General features: G+C 30.4%; 16 protein-coding genes and 1 tRNA gene. All 17 read left to right on the top strand.

What is annotated here, in order from left to right; translation table 11 throughout:
• Window positions 1-18 precede the first annotated feature (18 nt).
• Complete coding sequence (locus RYO54_RS07670) at window positions 19-975, top strand: ribose-phosphate diphosphokinase (RefSeq protein ID WP_399549193.1); 957 nt, start codon at window positions 19-21, stop codon at window positions 973-975.
• A 168-nt stretch (window positions 976-1,143) separates the two neighbouring features.
• Window positions 1,144-1,830 (top strand): response regulator transcription factor, encoded by a 687-nt coding sequence (locus tag RYO54_RS07675; protein ID WP_315117232.1) that lies wholly within the window; start codon window positions 1,144-1,146, stop codon window positions 1,828-1,830.
• A gap of 1 nt (window position 1,831) precedes the next feature.
• A complete protein-coding gene (locus tag RYO54_RS07680) occupies window positions 1,832-3,238 on the top strand; it encodes a HAMP domain-containing sensor histidine kinase (protein WP_315117234.1) in 1,407 nt (468 codons plus the stop codon).
• Window positions 3,239-3,313: 75 nt separating this feature from the next.
• Window positions 3,314-4,495: a trypsin-like peptidase domain-containing protein gene (locus RYO54_RS07685; protein WP_315117235.1), complete on the top strand. Its 1,182-nt coding sequence runs from the start codon at window positions 3,314-3,316 to the stop codon at window positions 4,493-4,495.
• Between the two features lie 89 nt (window positions 4,496-4,584).
• A complete protein-coding gene (gene pth, locus RYO54_RS07690; RefSeq protein WP_315117237.1) occupies window positions 4,585-5,151 on the top strand; it encodes an aminoacyl-tRNA hydrolase in 567 nt (188 codons plus the stop codon).
• Between the two features lie 23 nt (window positions 5,152-5,174).
• Window positions 5,175-8,681: a transcription-repair coupling factor gene (gene mfd / locus RYO54_RS07695; protein ID WP_315117238.1), complete on the top strand. Its 3,507-nt coding sequence runs from the start codon at window positions 5,175-5,177 to the stop codon at window positions 8,679-8,681.
• A gap of 72 nt (window positions 8,682-8,753) precedes the next feature.
• On the top strand, window positions 8,754-9,758 hold the full coding sequence (locus tag RYO54_RS07700; RefSeq protein WP_315117239.1) for a peptidylprolyl isomerase: 1,005 nt from the start codon (window positions 8,754-8,756) through the stop codon (window positions 9,756-9,758).
• A gap of 121 nt (window positions 9,759-9,879) precedes the next feature.
• Window positions 9,880-10,431 carry a stage V sporulation protein T gene (spoVT, locus tag RYO54_RS07705; protein WP_315117241.1) on the top strand — a complete coding sequence of 184 codons (552 nt, stop codon included), beginning with the start codon at window positions 9,880-9,882 and terminating at the stop codon, window positions 10,429-10,431.
• 165 nt (window positions 10,432-10,596) lie between these two features.
• Window positions 10,597-12,177: a polysaccharide biosynthesis protein gene (locus RYO54_RS07710; RefSeq protein WP_315117243.1), complete on the top strand. Its 1,581-nt coding sequence runs from the start codon at window positions 10,597-10,599 to the stop codon at window positions 12,175-12,177.
• Window positions 12,143-13,591, top strand: a complete 1,449-nt coding sequence (gene mazG, locus RYO54_RS07715; protein WP_315117244.1) for a nucleoside triphosphate pyrophosphohydrolase — start codon at window positions 12,143-12,145, stop codon at window positions 13,589-13,591. Before RYO54_RS07710 ends, mazG begins: the two co-directional genes overlap by 35 nt.
• 94 nt (window positions 13,592-13,685) lie before the next feature.
• The gene (locus RYO54_RS07720; protein WP_315117258.1) at window positions 13,686-13,979 is read left to right on the top strand and encodes an HU family DNA-binding protein; all 294 of its coding nucleotides are present in this window, start codon (window positions 13,686-13,688) and stop codon (window positions 13,977-13,979) included.
• Window positions 13,980-14,049: 70 nt separating this feature from the next.
• Entirely contained in the window at window positions 14,050-14,310 is a 261-nt protein-coding gene (locus tag RYO54_RS07725) for an RNA-binding S4 domain-containing protein (protein WP_315117245.1), read from the top strand.
• A gap of 356 nt (window positions 14,311-14,666) precedes the next feature.
• On the top strand, window positions 14,667-14,954 hold the full coding sequence (gene yabP / locus RYO54_RS07730) for a sporulation protein YabP (RefSeq protein ID WP_315117247.1): 288 nt from the start codon (window positions 14,667-14,669) through the stop codon (window positions 14,952-14,954).
• Window positions 14,955-14,963: 9 nt separating this feature from the next.
• Window positions 14,964-15,362, top strand: a complete 399-nt coding sequence (gene yabQ, locus RYO54_RS07735; protein ID WP_315117248.1) for a spore cortex biosynthesis protein YabQ — start codon at window positions 14,964-14,966, stop codon at window positions 15,360-15,362.
• Between the two features lie 87 nt (window positions 15,363-15,449).
• Window positions 15,450-15,725 (top strand): septum formation initiator family protein, encoded by a 276-nt coding sequence (locus tag RYO54_RS07740; RefSeq protein WP_315117249.1) that lies wholly within the window; start codon window positions 15,450-15,452, stop codon window positions 15,723-15,725.
• Between the two features lie 49 nt (window positions 15,726-15,774).
• Window positions 15,775-16,185 (top strand): S1 domain-containing RNA-binding protein, encoded by a 411-nt coding sequence (locus tag RYO54_RS07745; protein ID WP_315117251.1) that lies wholly within the window; start codon window positions 15,775-15,777, stop codon window positions 16,183-16,185.
• A gap of 107 nt (window positions 16,186-16,292) precedes the next feature.
• Window positions 16,293-16,381 (top strand) — tRNA-Leu (locus tag RYO54_RS07750).
• Window positions 16,382-16,448 lie beyond the last annotated feature (67 nt).

Here is a 16,448-nt window from a genome sequence, read left to right on the forward strand (position 1 = left end):
AAGGAGGTTTACTCAATTATGAGTCAAAGTAAAGGTTTGAAAATTTTTACAGGTAATGCAAATCCAAAGTTAGCTAAGGATATTGCAGATATATTAGGGGTTCCCCTAGGAGATGCAAAGGTTGGAACTTTCAGTGATGGAGAAATATGTGTAGATATTAATGAAACAGTAAGGGGCTTGGATGTTTTTATAATACAATCTACAAATGAACCTGTAAACGATAATTTAATGGAGCTACTTATAATGATAGATGCATTTAGAAGAGCTTCAGCAGGAAGAATAACTGCGGTTATGCCATATTATGGATACGCTAGACAGGATAGAAAAGCTAAAGCAAGGGATCCAATTACAGCTAAATTAGTAGCAGATATTTTAACAGCAGCAGGAGCAGATAGAGTATTAACTATGGACTTACATGCATCTCAAATACAAGGATACTTCAATATACCAGTAGACCATTTATTAGGAGTTCCTATTTTAGGTAAGTATTTTGCAGAAAATGGATTTGACCAAAGAGACGACGTAGTTGTAGTATCTCCAGACTTAGGAAGTGTTACTAGAGCTAGAAAATTTGCTGATAGAATTCATGCTCCAATAGCTATAATAGATAAAAGAAGACCAAAACCGAATGTATCAGAAGTTATGCATATAATCGGTGACATAAAAGATAAGACATGTATACTTATAGATGATATGATAGATACAGCTGGTACTATCACAAATGGTGCAAATGCATTAGTAAAAATGGGTGCAAAAGAAGTATATGCTTGTTGTGCTCATTCCGTATTATCAGGACCTGCAATAGAAAGAATAAATGAATCAGTAATAAAAGAATTAATAATGCTGAATACAATTGATCTTCCAGCAAGTAAGAAAAGCTCTAAATTTAAAGTATTATCAGTAGCGCCTGTATTTGCAGAAGCAATAAGCAGAATATATGAAGAAATTTCAGTAAGTAAATTATTTGAACAATAATTATATAAAAAAGAATGGTTTTACTCGAATAAAACCATTCTTTTTCTTTTTTTATTAAGAATTTTTGAAAGTAGTAAATATTTTGTAACTTTTTAAGAATATACTATAAAAAAGAGGTTAATATATGATAAATTTAAGGTAGTAATATTACATTAGGAGGGTTAAAGAATGGAAGGGAAAATAGCTAAAATATTAATTGTGGATGATGATGAAAATATATGCGAAATAATAAAGATGTATCTGGAGAACTCTGGTTATGCTACAAAAATAAGTAATGACGGCAGGGGAGCACAAGAATGTTTTTTAGAGTATAAACCAGATTTGGTTTTACTAGATATAATGCTGCCCATTATGGATGGAGTGGATGTGCTTAAATGGATAAGAAAAGATTACGAAACACCGGTAATAATGCTTACTGCTAAGGGAGAGACTTTTGACAAGGTTTTAGGTTTAGAATTAGGAGCAGATGATTATATAGTAAAGCCATTTGAACCAAAAGAATTATTAGCCAGAATTAAAGCTGTTTTAAGGAGGTATAATTCAGAAGGAGATAATAAAGAGGCATTGAGGTTTGATGATTTAATAATAGATATAAATTCCTATACTGTAATATACAATGGAGAAGAAATTAAAATGCCACCCAAGGAATTTGAACTTATTTATTATTTAGCAAGTAATAAAAATAGAGTTTTTACAAGGGAACAACTATTATGCGAAGTTTGGGGCTATGACTACCCAGGAGATTCCAGGACTGTAGATGTGCATGTGAAGAGATTAAGAGAAAAATTAGAAAGAGGTTCTAACTGGCAGATAGAAACAGTTTGGGGGGTTGGCTATAAGTTTGAGGTGAAGTAATATGAAGAAAAGCTTGTTTTCAAAAATGGTAATAACCTTTGCTACTATTATAACTCTTAGCTTTGTTATAACAGCAGCTTTTCTATCTTATTGGTTTGAAAATTATTATTTTGATCAAAGAAAAACTCAACTTTCAAATGAATCTGAGTTTATGGCCATTACAGCAATAAAATACCTTGATGGAGGCATATCTCATCAAAGAATGGAAGAATTAATACAAAGTATGGGTAAACTCCTTCATGCTAACATACAATTAGTTGATAACTATGGAATTGTTTATGCAGCTTCTGTTGAAAAGGATGAACATTTAATAGGAAGGCAAATATTAAGTGATGAATTAGAAGAACTTAGGTTTGGGAGGAGCATAGAAAAGAGAGAAGGACATAGTGGAGCTTTTAATAGCCCTGTGCATACTTATATTGTTCCAATATTTTATAAGGATATGTTTAAAGGTGCTATTGTAATGTACACTTCAATCGGGGAAATACAGGAACCTTTACAAAGATTCTATGAGATTATATGGATTTCTGCAATACTAGCTATAATTATATCCTTTATAGTTATTTACTATTTTTCACAGAAAATTATTATTAAGCCTTTAGGTAGAATAAACTACGTAGCGGATAAAATATCTAAAGGAGAGGTTGATAAGAGAGTTTATATAAATTCTCAAGATGAAATTGGAGATTTAGCTAGCTCTTTCAACTTAATGGCAGAATCTTTAGAGAAGATAGAAGATAATAGAAGGCAATTTATATCAAACGTGTCTCATGAAATAAGATCTCCATTAACTTCTATAAAAGGATTCATTGGAGGAATATTAGATGGAGTAATTCCAAAAGAAAATGAAAAATACTATCTTTCTTTAGCCTATGACGAGACGCAAAGACTTACTAGATTAGTAAATGATTTATTAGATTTATCAGCAATAGAAGCTGGACAGTTAAAACTAAGAATAGAGGAAGTAAATATTAATGAAATAATAAGGATTACAGTTATAAAATATGAACATAATATAAAAAATAAAAAATTAAATGTGGATGTATGTTTGCAAAATGATGATTTATATGCCATAGGTGATAAAGATAGATTAATCCAAGTTGTAACAAATTTAATTGATAACGCCATTAAATACACCAAAGAGGGTGGCAGTATAGAAATATCAACTAAGGTAAGAAGTGATAAAATATATGTATCAATATTTAATACAGGAGATAAGATAAGCGAAGAAGATTTAAAGAAGGTATGGACTAGATTTTACAAAGCTGATAAAGCTAGGTCATCTAAAGTTAGCACAGGACTTGGACTTTCAATTGTAAGAAGTATACTGACACAATTAGGCGAGGATATATGGGCTGAAAATAAAGATGATGGAGTAATGTTCACCTTTTCTTTAAAAAAAATATAAAGATTGATTACATTTTATTCACAGCCAAGTAAAAAATATAAAATAAAATTATTTTATAACTAGGAGGTGTATAGTATGGATGATTATAAATTTAATGAAGTAAAAGATGTAAGATGGGAAAGTATAAATCCAGAGGATGGAAATATAAAATTTAGAAAAAATAAAAGAAGGTCTCCTTTTAACGGATTTATGAGAATTATAGCTTTTATAATAATTGCTTCCATATCAGGAGGTATCTCTGGTGCCTATGTAATAGATAGAAAGTATAATGCTAGCAACGGAAGTTATGGTGTTCAACAAAATAGCGAAACTTCAACTGATTATAATTCACAACAACTTAGCTCTACAGGAAATACAATTAATAAAGTTGCAGATACGGTAGGACCTGCAGTGGTAGGAGTTAGCAACAAAGGCGAAACCTTTTGGGGAACTGTAGATCAAGGAGTAGGTTCCGGAATAATTTTTGATTCTAATGGATATATAGTTACAAATTATCATGTTATTGAAGGAGCGAAGGAAGTTACAGTAAAATTGTCTAATGGGAAAGTTTCCCCGGCAAAGCTGGTAGGATATGACAAAAGAACAGACCTTGCAGTTATAAAAATCGATGGCAATAATCTACCTACAGCAAAGTTTGGAGATTCAAGCCAAGTAAGAGTAGGAGATGTAGCAGTAGCTATAGGTAATCCACTAGGAGAAGAGTTTGCAGGTTCTGTTACAGCAGGAATTATAAGTGCGTTAAATAGAACTATGAAATATGATGGAGCTATTTATAAAGTATTACAGACAGATGCGGCAATAAACCCTGGTAATAGTGGTGGACCTTTGGTTAATGAGAGTGGTCAAGTAATAGGAATCAATAGCTTAAAAATAGGATCAGAGGCAAATGCAGAAGGAATGGGATTTGCTATAGCAATAAATGAAGCAAAAGTTATTATAGATGCTTTGATGAGTGATGGAAAGGTGAAAAGACCATCATTAGGCGTTTTAGGTCAGACAGTAAGTTCTAGGGATGGTAAAATAAAAGGCTTCTATGTAAATGAAGTTATAACAGGTTCAGGGGCAGCCGCTGCAGGAATAAAACCAACAGATATAATAATAGAATTAGATAATGTTAAAGTGGATGGTTTTGATGATTTAGCAGAAATCCTAGATAATCATAAAATAGGAGATAAAGTGTCCTGCAAAATATGGAGAGATGGATCTACTAAAGAGTTAAATATAACGCTTAAAGAAGTAAAAGAAACTAATAGTTAATATAAAGAGACTTTTAAAGTCTCTTTATTATTTGAATGTTTATAGTATAATAATAATATTGTACAAATTATTTTACGGAGGAAGGTAAAATGTTTTTAATAGTCGGACTAGGAAATCCAGGAAAAGAATATGAAAATACTAGGCATAACGTAGGATTTGAAGCAATTGATTTAATAGCTAGTAGGTATAATGTTGATATAAATAGGATAAAATTTAAAGGAATGTATGGTGAAGGGAATATATGTGGGAAAAAAATTATACTACTAAAACCAACCACTTTTATGAATTTAAGTGGTGAAAGTGTAAGGGAAGTAGTAAATTTTTATAAAATAAATACTGATAATATAATAGTAATCTATGATGATGTAGACTTGGATGTAGGAAGAATGAGAATTAGGCTTAAAGGTAGCTCAGGGGGGCATAATGGAATTAAAAATATAATATATCATCTTGGCACAGAAAATTTTGCAAGGATTAAAATAGGTGTTGGAAAAGCTGAAAAGGATATGGTTTCACATGTTTTAGGGAAATTTTTAAAGGAAGATAGAGAAATAATTGACAAATGTATTAATGCCACTGCAGAAATCACAGAAACCATAATAAAAGAAAGTGCTGAAATCGCTATGAATAAATATAACAGCTTTAAAGTAGAGTAGAGCTTTAATGGGGTGAAGAATAAATGAGACTTAGCGGGGTTTTAAAACCTCTTTTAGATAGTCCAGAATTTAAAGTTATAAAAGATAATATAGAAGAAGAAAAATATCCAATAGGTGTGTATGGTATTTCAGAATCCTCTAAAAGTTACATATTAGAAGGAATATATAGCCAAACAGACAAACCAGTATTAATATTAACTTCTAGCGATGTGGAGGCAAGGAATATTCAAGAAGACCTATTTTTTTATGTTCCAGAAGCGTATTATTTTCCTACGAAGGAAGTAGTTTTTTATAATATTGATGCTATATCAGGAGATTTAAGATGGGAAAGACTGAAAATCATCAAAAATATACTAGAGCCAGGGAAAAAAATTGTAGTATCATCAATTGAATCTCTAGCAGCTACATACATACCTTTAAGTTTATATAAATCGCACATTTTCAAATATAAAGTAGGAGATATTGTAAATTTTAAAGATTTATCTCAAGAATTGATACAATGTGGTTATGAAAGAGTTGATTTAGTAGATAGTAAAGGACAGTTTTCTATAAGAGGAGGAATTTTAGACATATATCCTCCTATATCCATGGAACCTTACAGGATGGAATTATTTGGCGATGAGATAGATTCTATAAGAAGTTTTAACTTAGAAACTCAAAGAAGTATAGACAAGATCGAATCTATAGAAATATTTCCAGCTAAAGAAATAATACTTACTAAGGAAAATATAGAAAACGGAATTATTAATATAGAAAAAGATTTAACGGAAATATTAAAAAATATTAAAGACAAAGAAGTTAGTGAAAGATTAAAAAGTACTATATATAAAAATCTTGAAAATTTAAAAGAGAGCTGGCAATTTGAAACTATTGATAGTTATTTGCCTTATTTTTATAATAATACTTCATCATTTTTAGACTTTTTTAAAGATTGGACTATAGTTATGGATGATGTTCAAAGATGTATTGGTAAATTAAACAGTACATATTTTGAATTTGAAGAGAATTATAAGAGTTTTTTTCAAAGAGGGAATATACTTCCTAAGCAATTTGAATTGTTATTGCCAAAGGATGAGTTAATAAATAGCTTAGAATCTAGAAAAGTTATTACTTTTAGTTCAATACCAAAATCAACAGATATACTTCAACCTAGAGCAATTACAAATTTTACTCAAATAACTTTACACAATTACCAGGGACAATTAGATTTGTTGATTGATGATATCAAATACAAAAAGTCACAGGGATATAAAACTATAATTCTTTCAGGTACAAGACCTAGGGGTGAGAGATTAGTTGATACATTAAGAGAAAGAGGTATAGAGAGCTCATATAAGGATGTAATTAGTGAAATCTTGCCAGGAGAAGTAGTAATAACTTTTGGTAGCCAGATAAAAGGTTATGAATACCCTAACTTAAAACTTTGTATTATATCTGATAAAGAAGTATTTGGAGAAGCTAAAAAGAAAAGCAGTAAAAAATTTGTTAAAAAAGGATTAAACAAAATCAGAAGTTTTTCAGAGCTTAAACCAGGAGATTATATAGTACATGTAAACCATGGTATAGGATTGTATAAAGGTATAAGGCAACTAGATATTGGTGGACATACAAAGGATTATTTAGAACTCACGTACTCTGGAGAAGATAGATTATATGTTCCAGTGGAACAATTAGATATGGTGCAAAAGTATGTAGGGGGAGAAGGCAATACACCTAAGATAAATAAATTAGGTGGATCAGAATGGGTAAAGGCAAAAAATAAAGCTAAGAAGTCTATAGAAGTGATTGCTCAGGATTTAGTGAACTTATATGCTGTAAGATCAACTTTAAAGGGATATAGTTTTTCTAAGGACACTGTATGGCAAAAGCAATTCGAGGATGAATTTCCATTTGATGAAACTCCAGATCAACTTGTTGCAATTGAAGATATAAAGAATAATATGGAGTCAGATGAAGCTATGGACAGACTTCTTTGTGGTGACGTAGGATATGGTAAAACAGAAGTAGCAATAAGAGCTGCATTTAAAGCTGTAATGGATGGTAAACAAGTAGCTTTTTTAGTGCCAACAACTATATTAGCTCAGCAACATTACAATAACTTAGTTAAAAGATTTTCGGATTTTCCAGTTAAAATAGATATGATAAGCAGATTTAGAACTACTTCTCAACAAAAGGAAACTATTAAAGCTGTTAAATCAGGTAACGTAGATATATTAATTGGAACTCACAGAATTATACAAAAGGATATAGAATTTAAAGATTTAGGCCTACTTATAATCGATGAAGAACAGAGATTTGGAGTAAAGCATAAAGAGAAAATTAAATCTTTAAAGAAGAATATTGACGTATTGACCCTTAGCGCCACACCTATACCTAGAACATTGCATATGTCATTAGTTGGGGTAAGGGATATTAGTGTTATAGAAACACCTCCGGAAGAGAGATATCCTATACAAACCTATGTGGTAGAATATAATGACCAGTTAATAAGAGATGCTATATTAAGAGAGGTAAATAGGGGAGGACAGGTATATTTCGTATACAATAGAGTAGAGAATATAAAGGATATGTCTGCTTATTTATCAAAACTTATACCTGAAATAAAAATAGGAATGGCCCATGGTCAGATGAAGGAAAGAGAACTGGAAACAGTGATAATGGATTTCATCAATAAGGAATATGATGTTTTATTGGCCACAACAATAATAGAGACTGGTATGGATATACATAATGTAAATACTATGATAATCTTTGATGCAGATAAAATGGGGCTATCTCAATTGTATCAATTAAGAGGTAGAGTAGGTAGAAGTAACAGGATGGCTTATTGCTATTTAGCTTATAAAAAGGATAAAATTTTAACAGAGGTAGCAGAAAAGAGACTAAAGGCAATAAAGGAATTTACTGAATTAGGATCAGGATTTAAAATTGCATTGAAAGATCTAGAAATTAGAGGGGCTGGAAGTATGATGGGATCTTCTCAACATGGACATATGTCTTCTATTGGATATGATTTATATTGTAGGATGTTAGAAGATACCATAAAACAGCTAAAGGGTGAAATTGATAAGGAGCCTATAGAAACTTCCATAGAATTAAAGGTAGATGCATATATACCTGGAAGCTACATAGAAGATGAGACTCAAAAGATAGAAATATATAAGAAAATTGCATCTATAAATGATTACGAAGATTTTATAGACATACAGGAAGAGCTTGAAGATAGGTTTTCTAATATACCTTCTTCTGTGGCTAATCTTATGGATATTGCATATTTAAGAAGTGTTGCAAAGAGCTTAGGAATTGAGGAAATTAAAGAGAAAGGGGAGGAAATACTTATACAATTTGAAAATATGGAAAGGTTAAATGATTGTATAAGAAAGGGCATTAAAACTAATTACAATAGAATAATATCCTTTAGATTTGCTGAAAAACCTGTATTAGTTTATAATTTAAATAATATTAAAAAAGAAGATTTATTATCTAAATTAAAAGAGCTTATATTATTTGTAAGAGATGGATGTAAGTAAATATTAATTTATTTGCATTATATAAAAAAGTTAATATAATAAACAAAGATAAAATAGAGTGGGGGAATAATAGTGAAAAACGTAAAAAAAATAATTATATCATCCTTAGTAACCCTAATGACTTTCTCAGCTGTAGGATGTAGTATGGTTGAAAAAACTCCAGAGGCCATAAAGAAAAGTGTAGTTGCTAAGGTAAACAATGAAACCATAACTAGGGAAGAGTTAGACTCAAATCCTATTGTAGCGGAGCAACTAGAAGGATTAAAGGAGCAATATGGTGAAAACTATATTAACAATTCAGAAGTAAAAGAACAATTATTAGAATTTAAAAAGCAAATGGTAGAACAAATGGCTACAGAGAAATTAATATTACAAAAATCAAAGGACTTTAAAATAGATGAAAGTAAAGTAAATGAAGAAGTAGAAAAAACACTTAACGATGTAATAGAGAGTAGTTTTAATAATGATAAAGAAAAATTTGTTGAAGAGTTAAAGAAGATGGGAATTACAGAAGCTCAATTAAAGGATTTTTATAAAACACAAATGATTATAACTGAAGTGAGAGATTCCATAGTAAAAGATGTTAAAGTAACTGATGAAGCGGCTAAAAAACAATACGATGAAAATATATATCAATTTTTGGAAAAAGAAAGCAAATTTCATGCAGCCCATATATTAGTTTCTACAGAAGAAGAGGCTAAGAAAGTTAAAGAAAGACTAGATAAGGGTGAAGACTTTGCTAAAGTAGCTCAAGAGGTTTCCACAGATGGTTCAAAGGAAAATGGTGGAGACTTAGGAGAAGCAGGATATGGAGATTTTGTTAAACCTTTTGTGGACGCAGTAGTAAAATTAAATAAAGGTGAGATATCAGGACCAGTAAAAAGTGATTATGGATATCACATTATTAAATTAATAGATAAAGAACCTATAACAATTAAAAAGTTTGACACAGTAAAAGAAGAAATCAAAGAAGAGTTACTTTCAAGTGAACAACAGAAAAAATTTAATAGTGAATTAGAAAGTTGGAAAAAAGAATCCAAAATAGAAACTGAAAAATATACAAAAAATCTAATCTAAGAAAAAACCCCGAAATTTTAATTTCGGGGTTTTTAAATTACAAATGTGTATAAAATTTCATAAATAGAAAGATAATATTAATACAAGTTGTAAATATCAATTTAAAGGAGGAAAAAAATATATGAAAGCCACAGGAATTGTTAGACGTATAGACGACCTAGGTAGAGTCGTTATTCCTAAAGAAATAAGAAGGACATTAAGAATAAGAGAGGGAGATCCCTTAGAGATATTTACTGATAGAGAAGGAGGAGTTATATTAAAGAAATACTCCCCTATTGGTGAATTAAGTGAGTTCTCTAAAGGTTATGCAGAATCTCTACAACAAGCAATAGGAAATATAATAATTATTTGTGATAGGGATAGCATAATATCTATCAGTGGAGCTCCTAAAAAGGAATATATAGACAAAAAAATAAGCACAGATTTAGAGAAGATTATTGAAGACAGAAAAACAATTCATTATAGTCAAAGTTCAGACCTTGTAGCACTCTATGACGATGAAGAAGTGGAAGATAAATATAGAGATCAGGTTATATCACCAATAATAGCAGAAGGAGATGCAATTGGAGCTGTTATTATAGTATCTAAAGAAGAAGGTAAGAAGTTTGGAGAAGTAGAAATTAAATTAGCTGAAACTGCATCATCCTTCTTAGGAAAACAAATGGAGCAATAAATAAAATGGCAGACAAATTGCTAATGTAAAATGGCAGCATGTCTGCCATTTATTTTTGTCCCATAAAAATTATTGACAATGATTTATAAAAATATTCAATAAAAGGTAATATTGCCTCTGAATTATAAATAAATAATATTTAGAAGACTTTCGGAGGTATTAGTTATGAAAAAACAATCCTTGCTAAAAGGTACACTTATTTTAGGGCTATCAGGAGTTTTTGCCAAATTTTTAGGATTATTTTTTAGATGGCCTTTAATCATGCTCATAGGTGATGAAGGAATAGGGTATTATCAAATGTCTTATCCTTTATACTTATTCTTTATCGCAGTAGCATCAGGAATTCCAGTTGCCATATCTAAGATGGTTTCGGAGAGAAAGGCTTTAGGAGATAATGAAGGCATAATACAAGTATTTAAAAAGGCAATGTTATTGATGATAGTTATTGGTGGAGTATTTACAGCAAGCATCCTATTACTATCAAGATATATTATAGACCTTTTTAGGTGGGATAGTAAGGCATATTACTCTTTGATAGGTATTGCCACAGCCCCTTTATTCATTTCGATAATCAGTGCATTTAGAGGTTTTTTTCAAGGGTTACAGAATATGAATCCATCAGCTATATCACAAATTATAGAGCAGATAGGAAGAGTAATATTTGGTATAGGTATGGCATACATGCTTTTACCTAAGGGTATAGAGTATGCAGCAGGGGGAGCAGCTTTTGGGGCAACAGCAGGAGGAATATTAGGTGGTATATATTTGTTTGCAAAATATACTCGTGTAAGAAAAGAGATCAATGTAAAGAACGTAAGAGAGAATTTAGATATATTGAATAAACTTATATATATATCTGTACCAATATCATTAGGAGCTACAGTAGGTAGCGTTATGGGGTTGATTGACTCCATTCTAGTTCCACAAAAGCTCTTACAAGGAGGACTAGATGTTAAAGAAGCTACTATACTCTATGGACAGTTAACTGGTAAGGCGTCTGTACTAATAAATGTTCCACTTACTATATCCATGTCACTATGTGCCTCTTTAGTACCCATTATAGCAGAGTGTTATATTTTAAATAGAAGATTTGAGCTCATGGAAAAAACTCAATTATCTATCAAATTTGCTACAGTAATTTCATTTCCATCGTGCTTAGGATTATTTTTCTTGTCAGAGCAAATTATGCAACTTTTATTTCCAGGGCATAGTGGTGGTGGAGAAATATTAAAATATTCTTCTATAGCTATTCCTTTTATTATATTGACTCAAACATCTACAGCTATTATGCAAGGTGTAGGTAAATATATTACCCCTGTAATTACTTTAATATTGGGATGTATAGTAAAGGTATTACTAACAGCTAAGTTAGTACCTATAAAAGGTATAAATATTTATGGAGCAGTAATTGGATCTATTGGAGGATATCTCATAGTTGCAATATTAAATATGCTATTGCTTAAAATCAGCTTAAAAATTAGGGCGGATTGGTATAATATATTTATAAAACCTCTACTGGCATCAATTGTAATGATAATTTCAGTTGTTTTAATAAATTCAAGGTTATATACTATGATGAGTAGTAATTTATCTTGTGTAATATCTATATTTTCAGGTATATTAATATATAGTATACTAATTTTTACTATGGGAATATTTAATTTTGGATACTTTAAAAATAAGATTTTACGTAACAAAAGGAGAGAGATAGATGATAAAAATCATAGGACTTGGTCCAGGTTCTAAAGAAGCACTAACCTTAGGAAGTATAGAAGTATTAAGGAGTTGTAAAAATATTTACCTAAGAACAGAAAAACATCCAGTTGTAGAATATCTAAAAGGGCTAAATATAAGTTTCTCTACCTTCGATAATAAATATGAAAGCATGAAAAGTTTTGATGAAGTATATATATCAATTTCTGAAGAACTAGTAGAAAAATGCAAACTGCATAAAGAGATAGTATATGCTGTACCGGGACACCCCTTAGTCGCAGAAAAATCAGTAATTAATTTAATAAAACTCTGTGAAGAAAATAATTTAGAATATAAAATATATCCAGCTGTAAGTTTCGTAGATGCTATAATAGAATCCTTGAAAATAGATCCAATAGAAGGATTAAAGATAATGGATGCATTTGAGATAAAAGAAGGAGTTTTAGATAGAAGGGTTGGAACCATAATAACACAGGTTTATAATAAATTTATAGCTTCTGAAGTAAAACTTCAGCTTCAAGATTATTATGGAGATGAGGAAGAAGTATTTTTTGTCAGAGCAGCTGGGATAGAAGGTTTAGAGAGTATAAGGAAAATAAAATTATATGAACTTGACAGACAGGGAGATATAGATTACTTAACTTCTATTTATATACCGGAGAAGAAAGATTATGTTGGAGATTTTTATGATTTAACATGTATAATGGAAAGATTAAGAGGAGATAACGGATGTCCTTGGGATAAAGAACAGGATCACAATTCCTTGAAGAGATATTTAATAGAAGAAACTTACGAAGTTATTGAAGCCATAGAAAAAAAAGACGATAATATGTTATGGGAAGAGTTAGGAGACTTACTTTTACAAATTGTATTTCATGCACAAATAGGAAAAGAAGAGAATAGTTTTAATATAAGCGATGTGACAAAGGGTATTTGTAGAAAAATGATAGAAAGACATCCACATGTATTTGAAGGCACAAAAGTAAGCTCATCTACAGAAGTTTTAGATAACTGGGATGAAATAAAAAGAATCAATAAAGGGTTTAACTCCTATACGGAGGAATTAGAGCATATAGCAAAGACATTACCGGCTCTAATGAGAGCAGAAAAAGTTCAGAAAAAAGCTGCTAAGGTAGGTTTTGACTGGGATAACATTGAAGATGCATTATCTAAAATAGTAGAGGAATATTATGAGGTAAGAGATGTATATAAAAGTAATAATAGGGTAAAAATATTAGAAGAAGTTGGAGATTTAATATTTTCGGTAGTAAATGTAGCAAGATTTCTTGACATAGACCCTGAATATGCATTAAATTATACTATAGATAAATTTATTTATCGTTTCCGATACATAGAAGAAACCTCATCGAAAATGGGATTTGATTTAAAACAAATGACATTGGAAGAAATGGATAAACTATGGGAAGAAGCGAAAAAAAATAATTAAATTTATAAAAACATACAACTCAAAGAAGGATTTTTAAAATCAGTGAAGAATATGCTATTTTATAGTAAGTAAGCTATTCTATAGCATACTCAATATTAAGGAGGTAAAAAAAGTGAATAAAGCAGAATTAATTACAAGCATGGCTGAAAAATCCAAATTAACTAAGAAAGATGCTGAACTACTTCTTAAGGCGTTTATAGAATCAGTTGAAGAAGCACTTGAAAATGGTGAAAAAGTTCAATTAGTAGGATTTGGAACATTTGAAACAAGAAACAGAGCAGCTAGAATAGGTAGAAATCCAAAGACTAGAGAAGAAATCACTATTCCAGAATCAACTGTTCCAGTATTTAAACCAGGTAAAGAATTCAAGGATAAAGTGAATAAATAAGATACTTTCGTATTTTTCAAAAAACCTAGGTGTAAATCTGGGTTTTTTGTGATTTAAAGGAGGGGGCAATATGAGATTAGATAAGTATTTAAAAGTATCTAGAATTATAAAAAGAAGAACTATAGCAAAAGAAGCTTGTGAAAGCGGAAGGGTGTTTATAAACGATAAGGTTGCTAAACCAGGTACTGAAGTAAAAGAAAATGATATTATTGAAATTAAATATGCTGAAAAATCACTCAAGGCTAAAATTATTAATATATCAGAGCATGTGAGAAAAGAAGATGCTAGAGAGATGTATGAAATAATATCAGGAGTTGAGGACAAAGACTGAAGGGAAGCTTTCAGTCTTTTTTTTATTTTGATAAATGTCTTATCTAATATTCGCATCTGAACTAAGCTTCACTTTATCCGATGACTACCATCCGTAATACTCCCATCGCACTCTGTGAAAGCGATTTAGAGTTCTTATGCTGTGCATAACGGATGCTACGTCCCTGGATAAGTTCTTCCCCTAAAGGATAAGGATTTCTAAGAAGCAAAGCTTCTAAGAACTCTCTTAATAACCTTCAGTTGGAGTAAGTATTCCTTTTAAGCAAACTCCATCTGAAGCTAAGAATTACTTGATAAAGATAAGTGCTATATAAAAAGACATAAGCATATAATATTATAAAGTTGGAGGTGAATCTCATGGAAAAAAAAGAGATAAAACTAGAAGAGAAGAGCGTTATGACAGTAGAGAATAGAAAAAGGCTTTTTTTAAATGGAGTTGTAGAAGTTTTTAGTTTTAATGAGGATCAGATAATATTGAATACTACATTAGGAACATTACATATAAAGGGAGAGGGACTAAAGATGAACAAGCTAGACGTTCAAAATGGTGAGGTTATAATAAATGGCATGATAAACTCTTGCGTTTATACTAATAAAGAAAATAAGAAAGAAAAAGAAAAATTATTATCAAAATTGTTTAAGTAGGGAGTAAAAATGATAATATCTATAGAACATCAGGTGAAGTTAGTAGTATTTAGTTTAGCATCTGGTATCATAACGGGAATACTATTTGATATATATAGAATTATTAGAGGATTTGAAAATCCTAATAAAATAATCACATATATTCAAGATATATTATTTTGGATAATGTCTAGTATATTAGTATTCATATTCTTGCTATATTTCAACTATGCCTATGTGGGGGTTTATGTTTATCTATTGATTAGTATTGGAATATTTTTTTATTTAAAGATTGCCAGCGATATTTTTATAAAAATACTTTATAATTTCATAGTCGTCATAGGGAAACTACTGAGAATATTAAAAAATAGCATTTTATTTCCAATAGAATTGTTAATATATAAAATTAAAAACAAAAAAGTAAAATAAAATTATAAAAATCACTTGAAGAAAAATTCAATTGCCATTAGAATATAATTAAAGGATAACCTCAATTAAAGAAAGGATAATTTATCTATGAAAAAGCTTGGTAAATTGAATAAAATATTCTTTTTCATGTTGGCTTTTTATGTGTGCTTTATTTTGAGTAAGCAACAAGTTGCCATTAAAAATATAAGAGCTCAGATAGATGAAAGAAATCTTGAAATTGAAAAGTTAGAAGATAAAAACAACAAATTAAAAGATGAAGTGGAAATGACTAAGTCAGATTCATATATTGAAAAGCTGGCAAGAGAGAAGTTGAATTTAATTAAGCCAGGGGAAAGTGCTGTTATAAATAGTACAAGTAAATAAAGTCTAATATTAATATTAATATACATTTTTAAGGAGGAATTTTTTCAATATGACCTTAAAAGCTGGAAACATACTAGAAGGCACAGTGGTAAACATTACAGGCTTTGGAGCTTTTGTAGAAATAGAAGGCAAAACAGGCTTGGTCCACATATCTGAGGTTTCAGATAGTTACGTTAAAGATATAAGAAGTTTTCTAAAGGAAAAAGACAAAGTAAAAGTAAAAGTAATTTCTGTTGATGACAATGGTAAAATAAGTCTGTCAATAAAACAGGCAATGCCACAGCAGAGATCCGTGAGACCAATCGAAATAGATTGGAATAAAGAAAAGGAAAAGCAGTCACCCAAAGATTTTGAGGATAGGATGCTTAAATTTTTGAAGGAAAGTGAGGAAAGACTTCAAGACATAAAGAAAAATCAAGATTCAAGGAATCGTGGTTATAAAAAGAACTCAAGTTATTAGAAAATAAGAGGCTTAATAGCCTCTTTTTATAAATAAAAAATATGTGTTGACATAAATAAATAGTTAATATATAATAGACTATGTCGCAAGAAGTGATATACATTAATGCCGAAGTGGCGGAACTGGCAGACGCACAGGACTTAAAATCCTGCGGTGCTAAAACACCGTACCGGTTCGATTCCGGTCTTCGGCACCAAAATATAATATCGCGGGGTGGAGCAGTTGGCAGCTCGTCGGGCTCATAACCCGAAGGTCGTAGGTTC

Origin of the sequence: uncultured Clostridium sp. (genome assembly GCF_963515715.1) — a bacterium.
Taxonomy (GTDB): Bacteria; Bacillota; Clostridia; order Clostridiales; family Clostridiaceae; genus Clostridium_AW.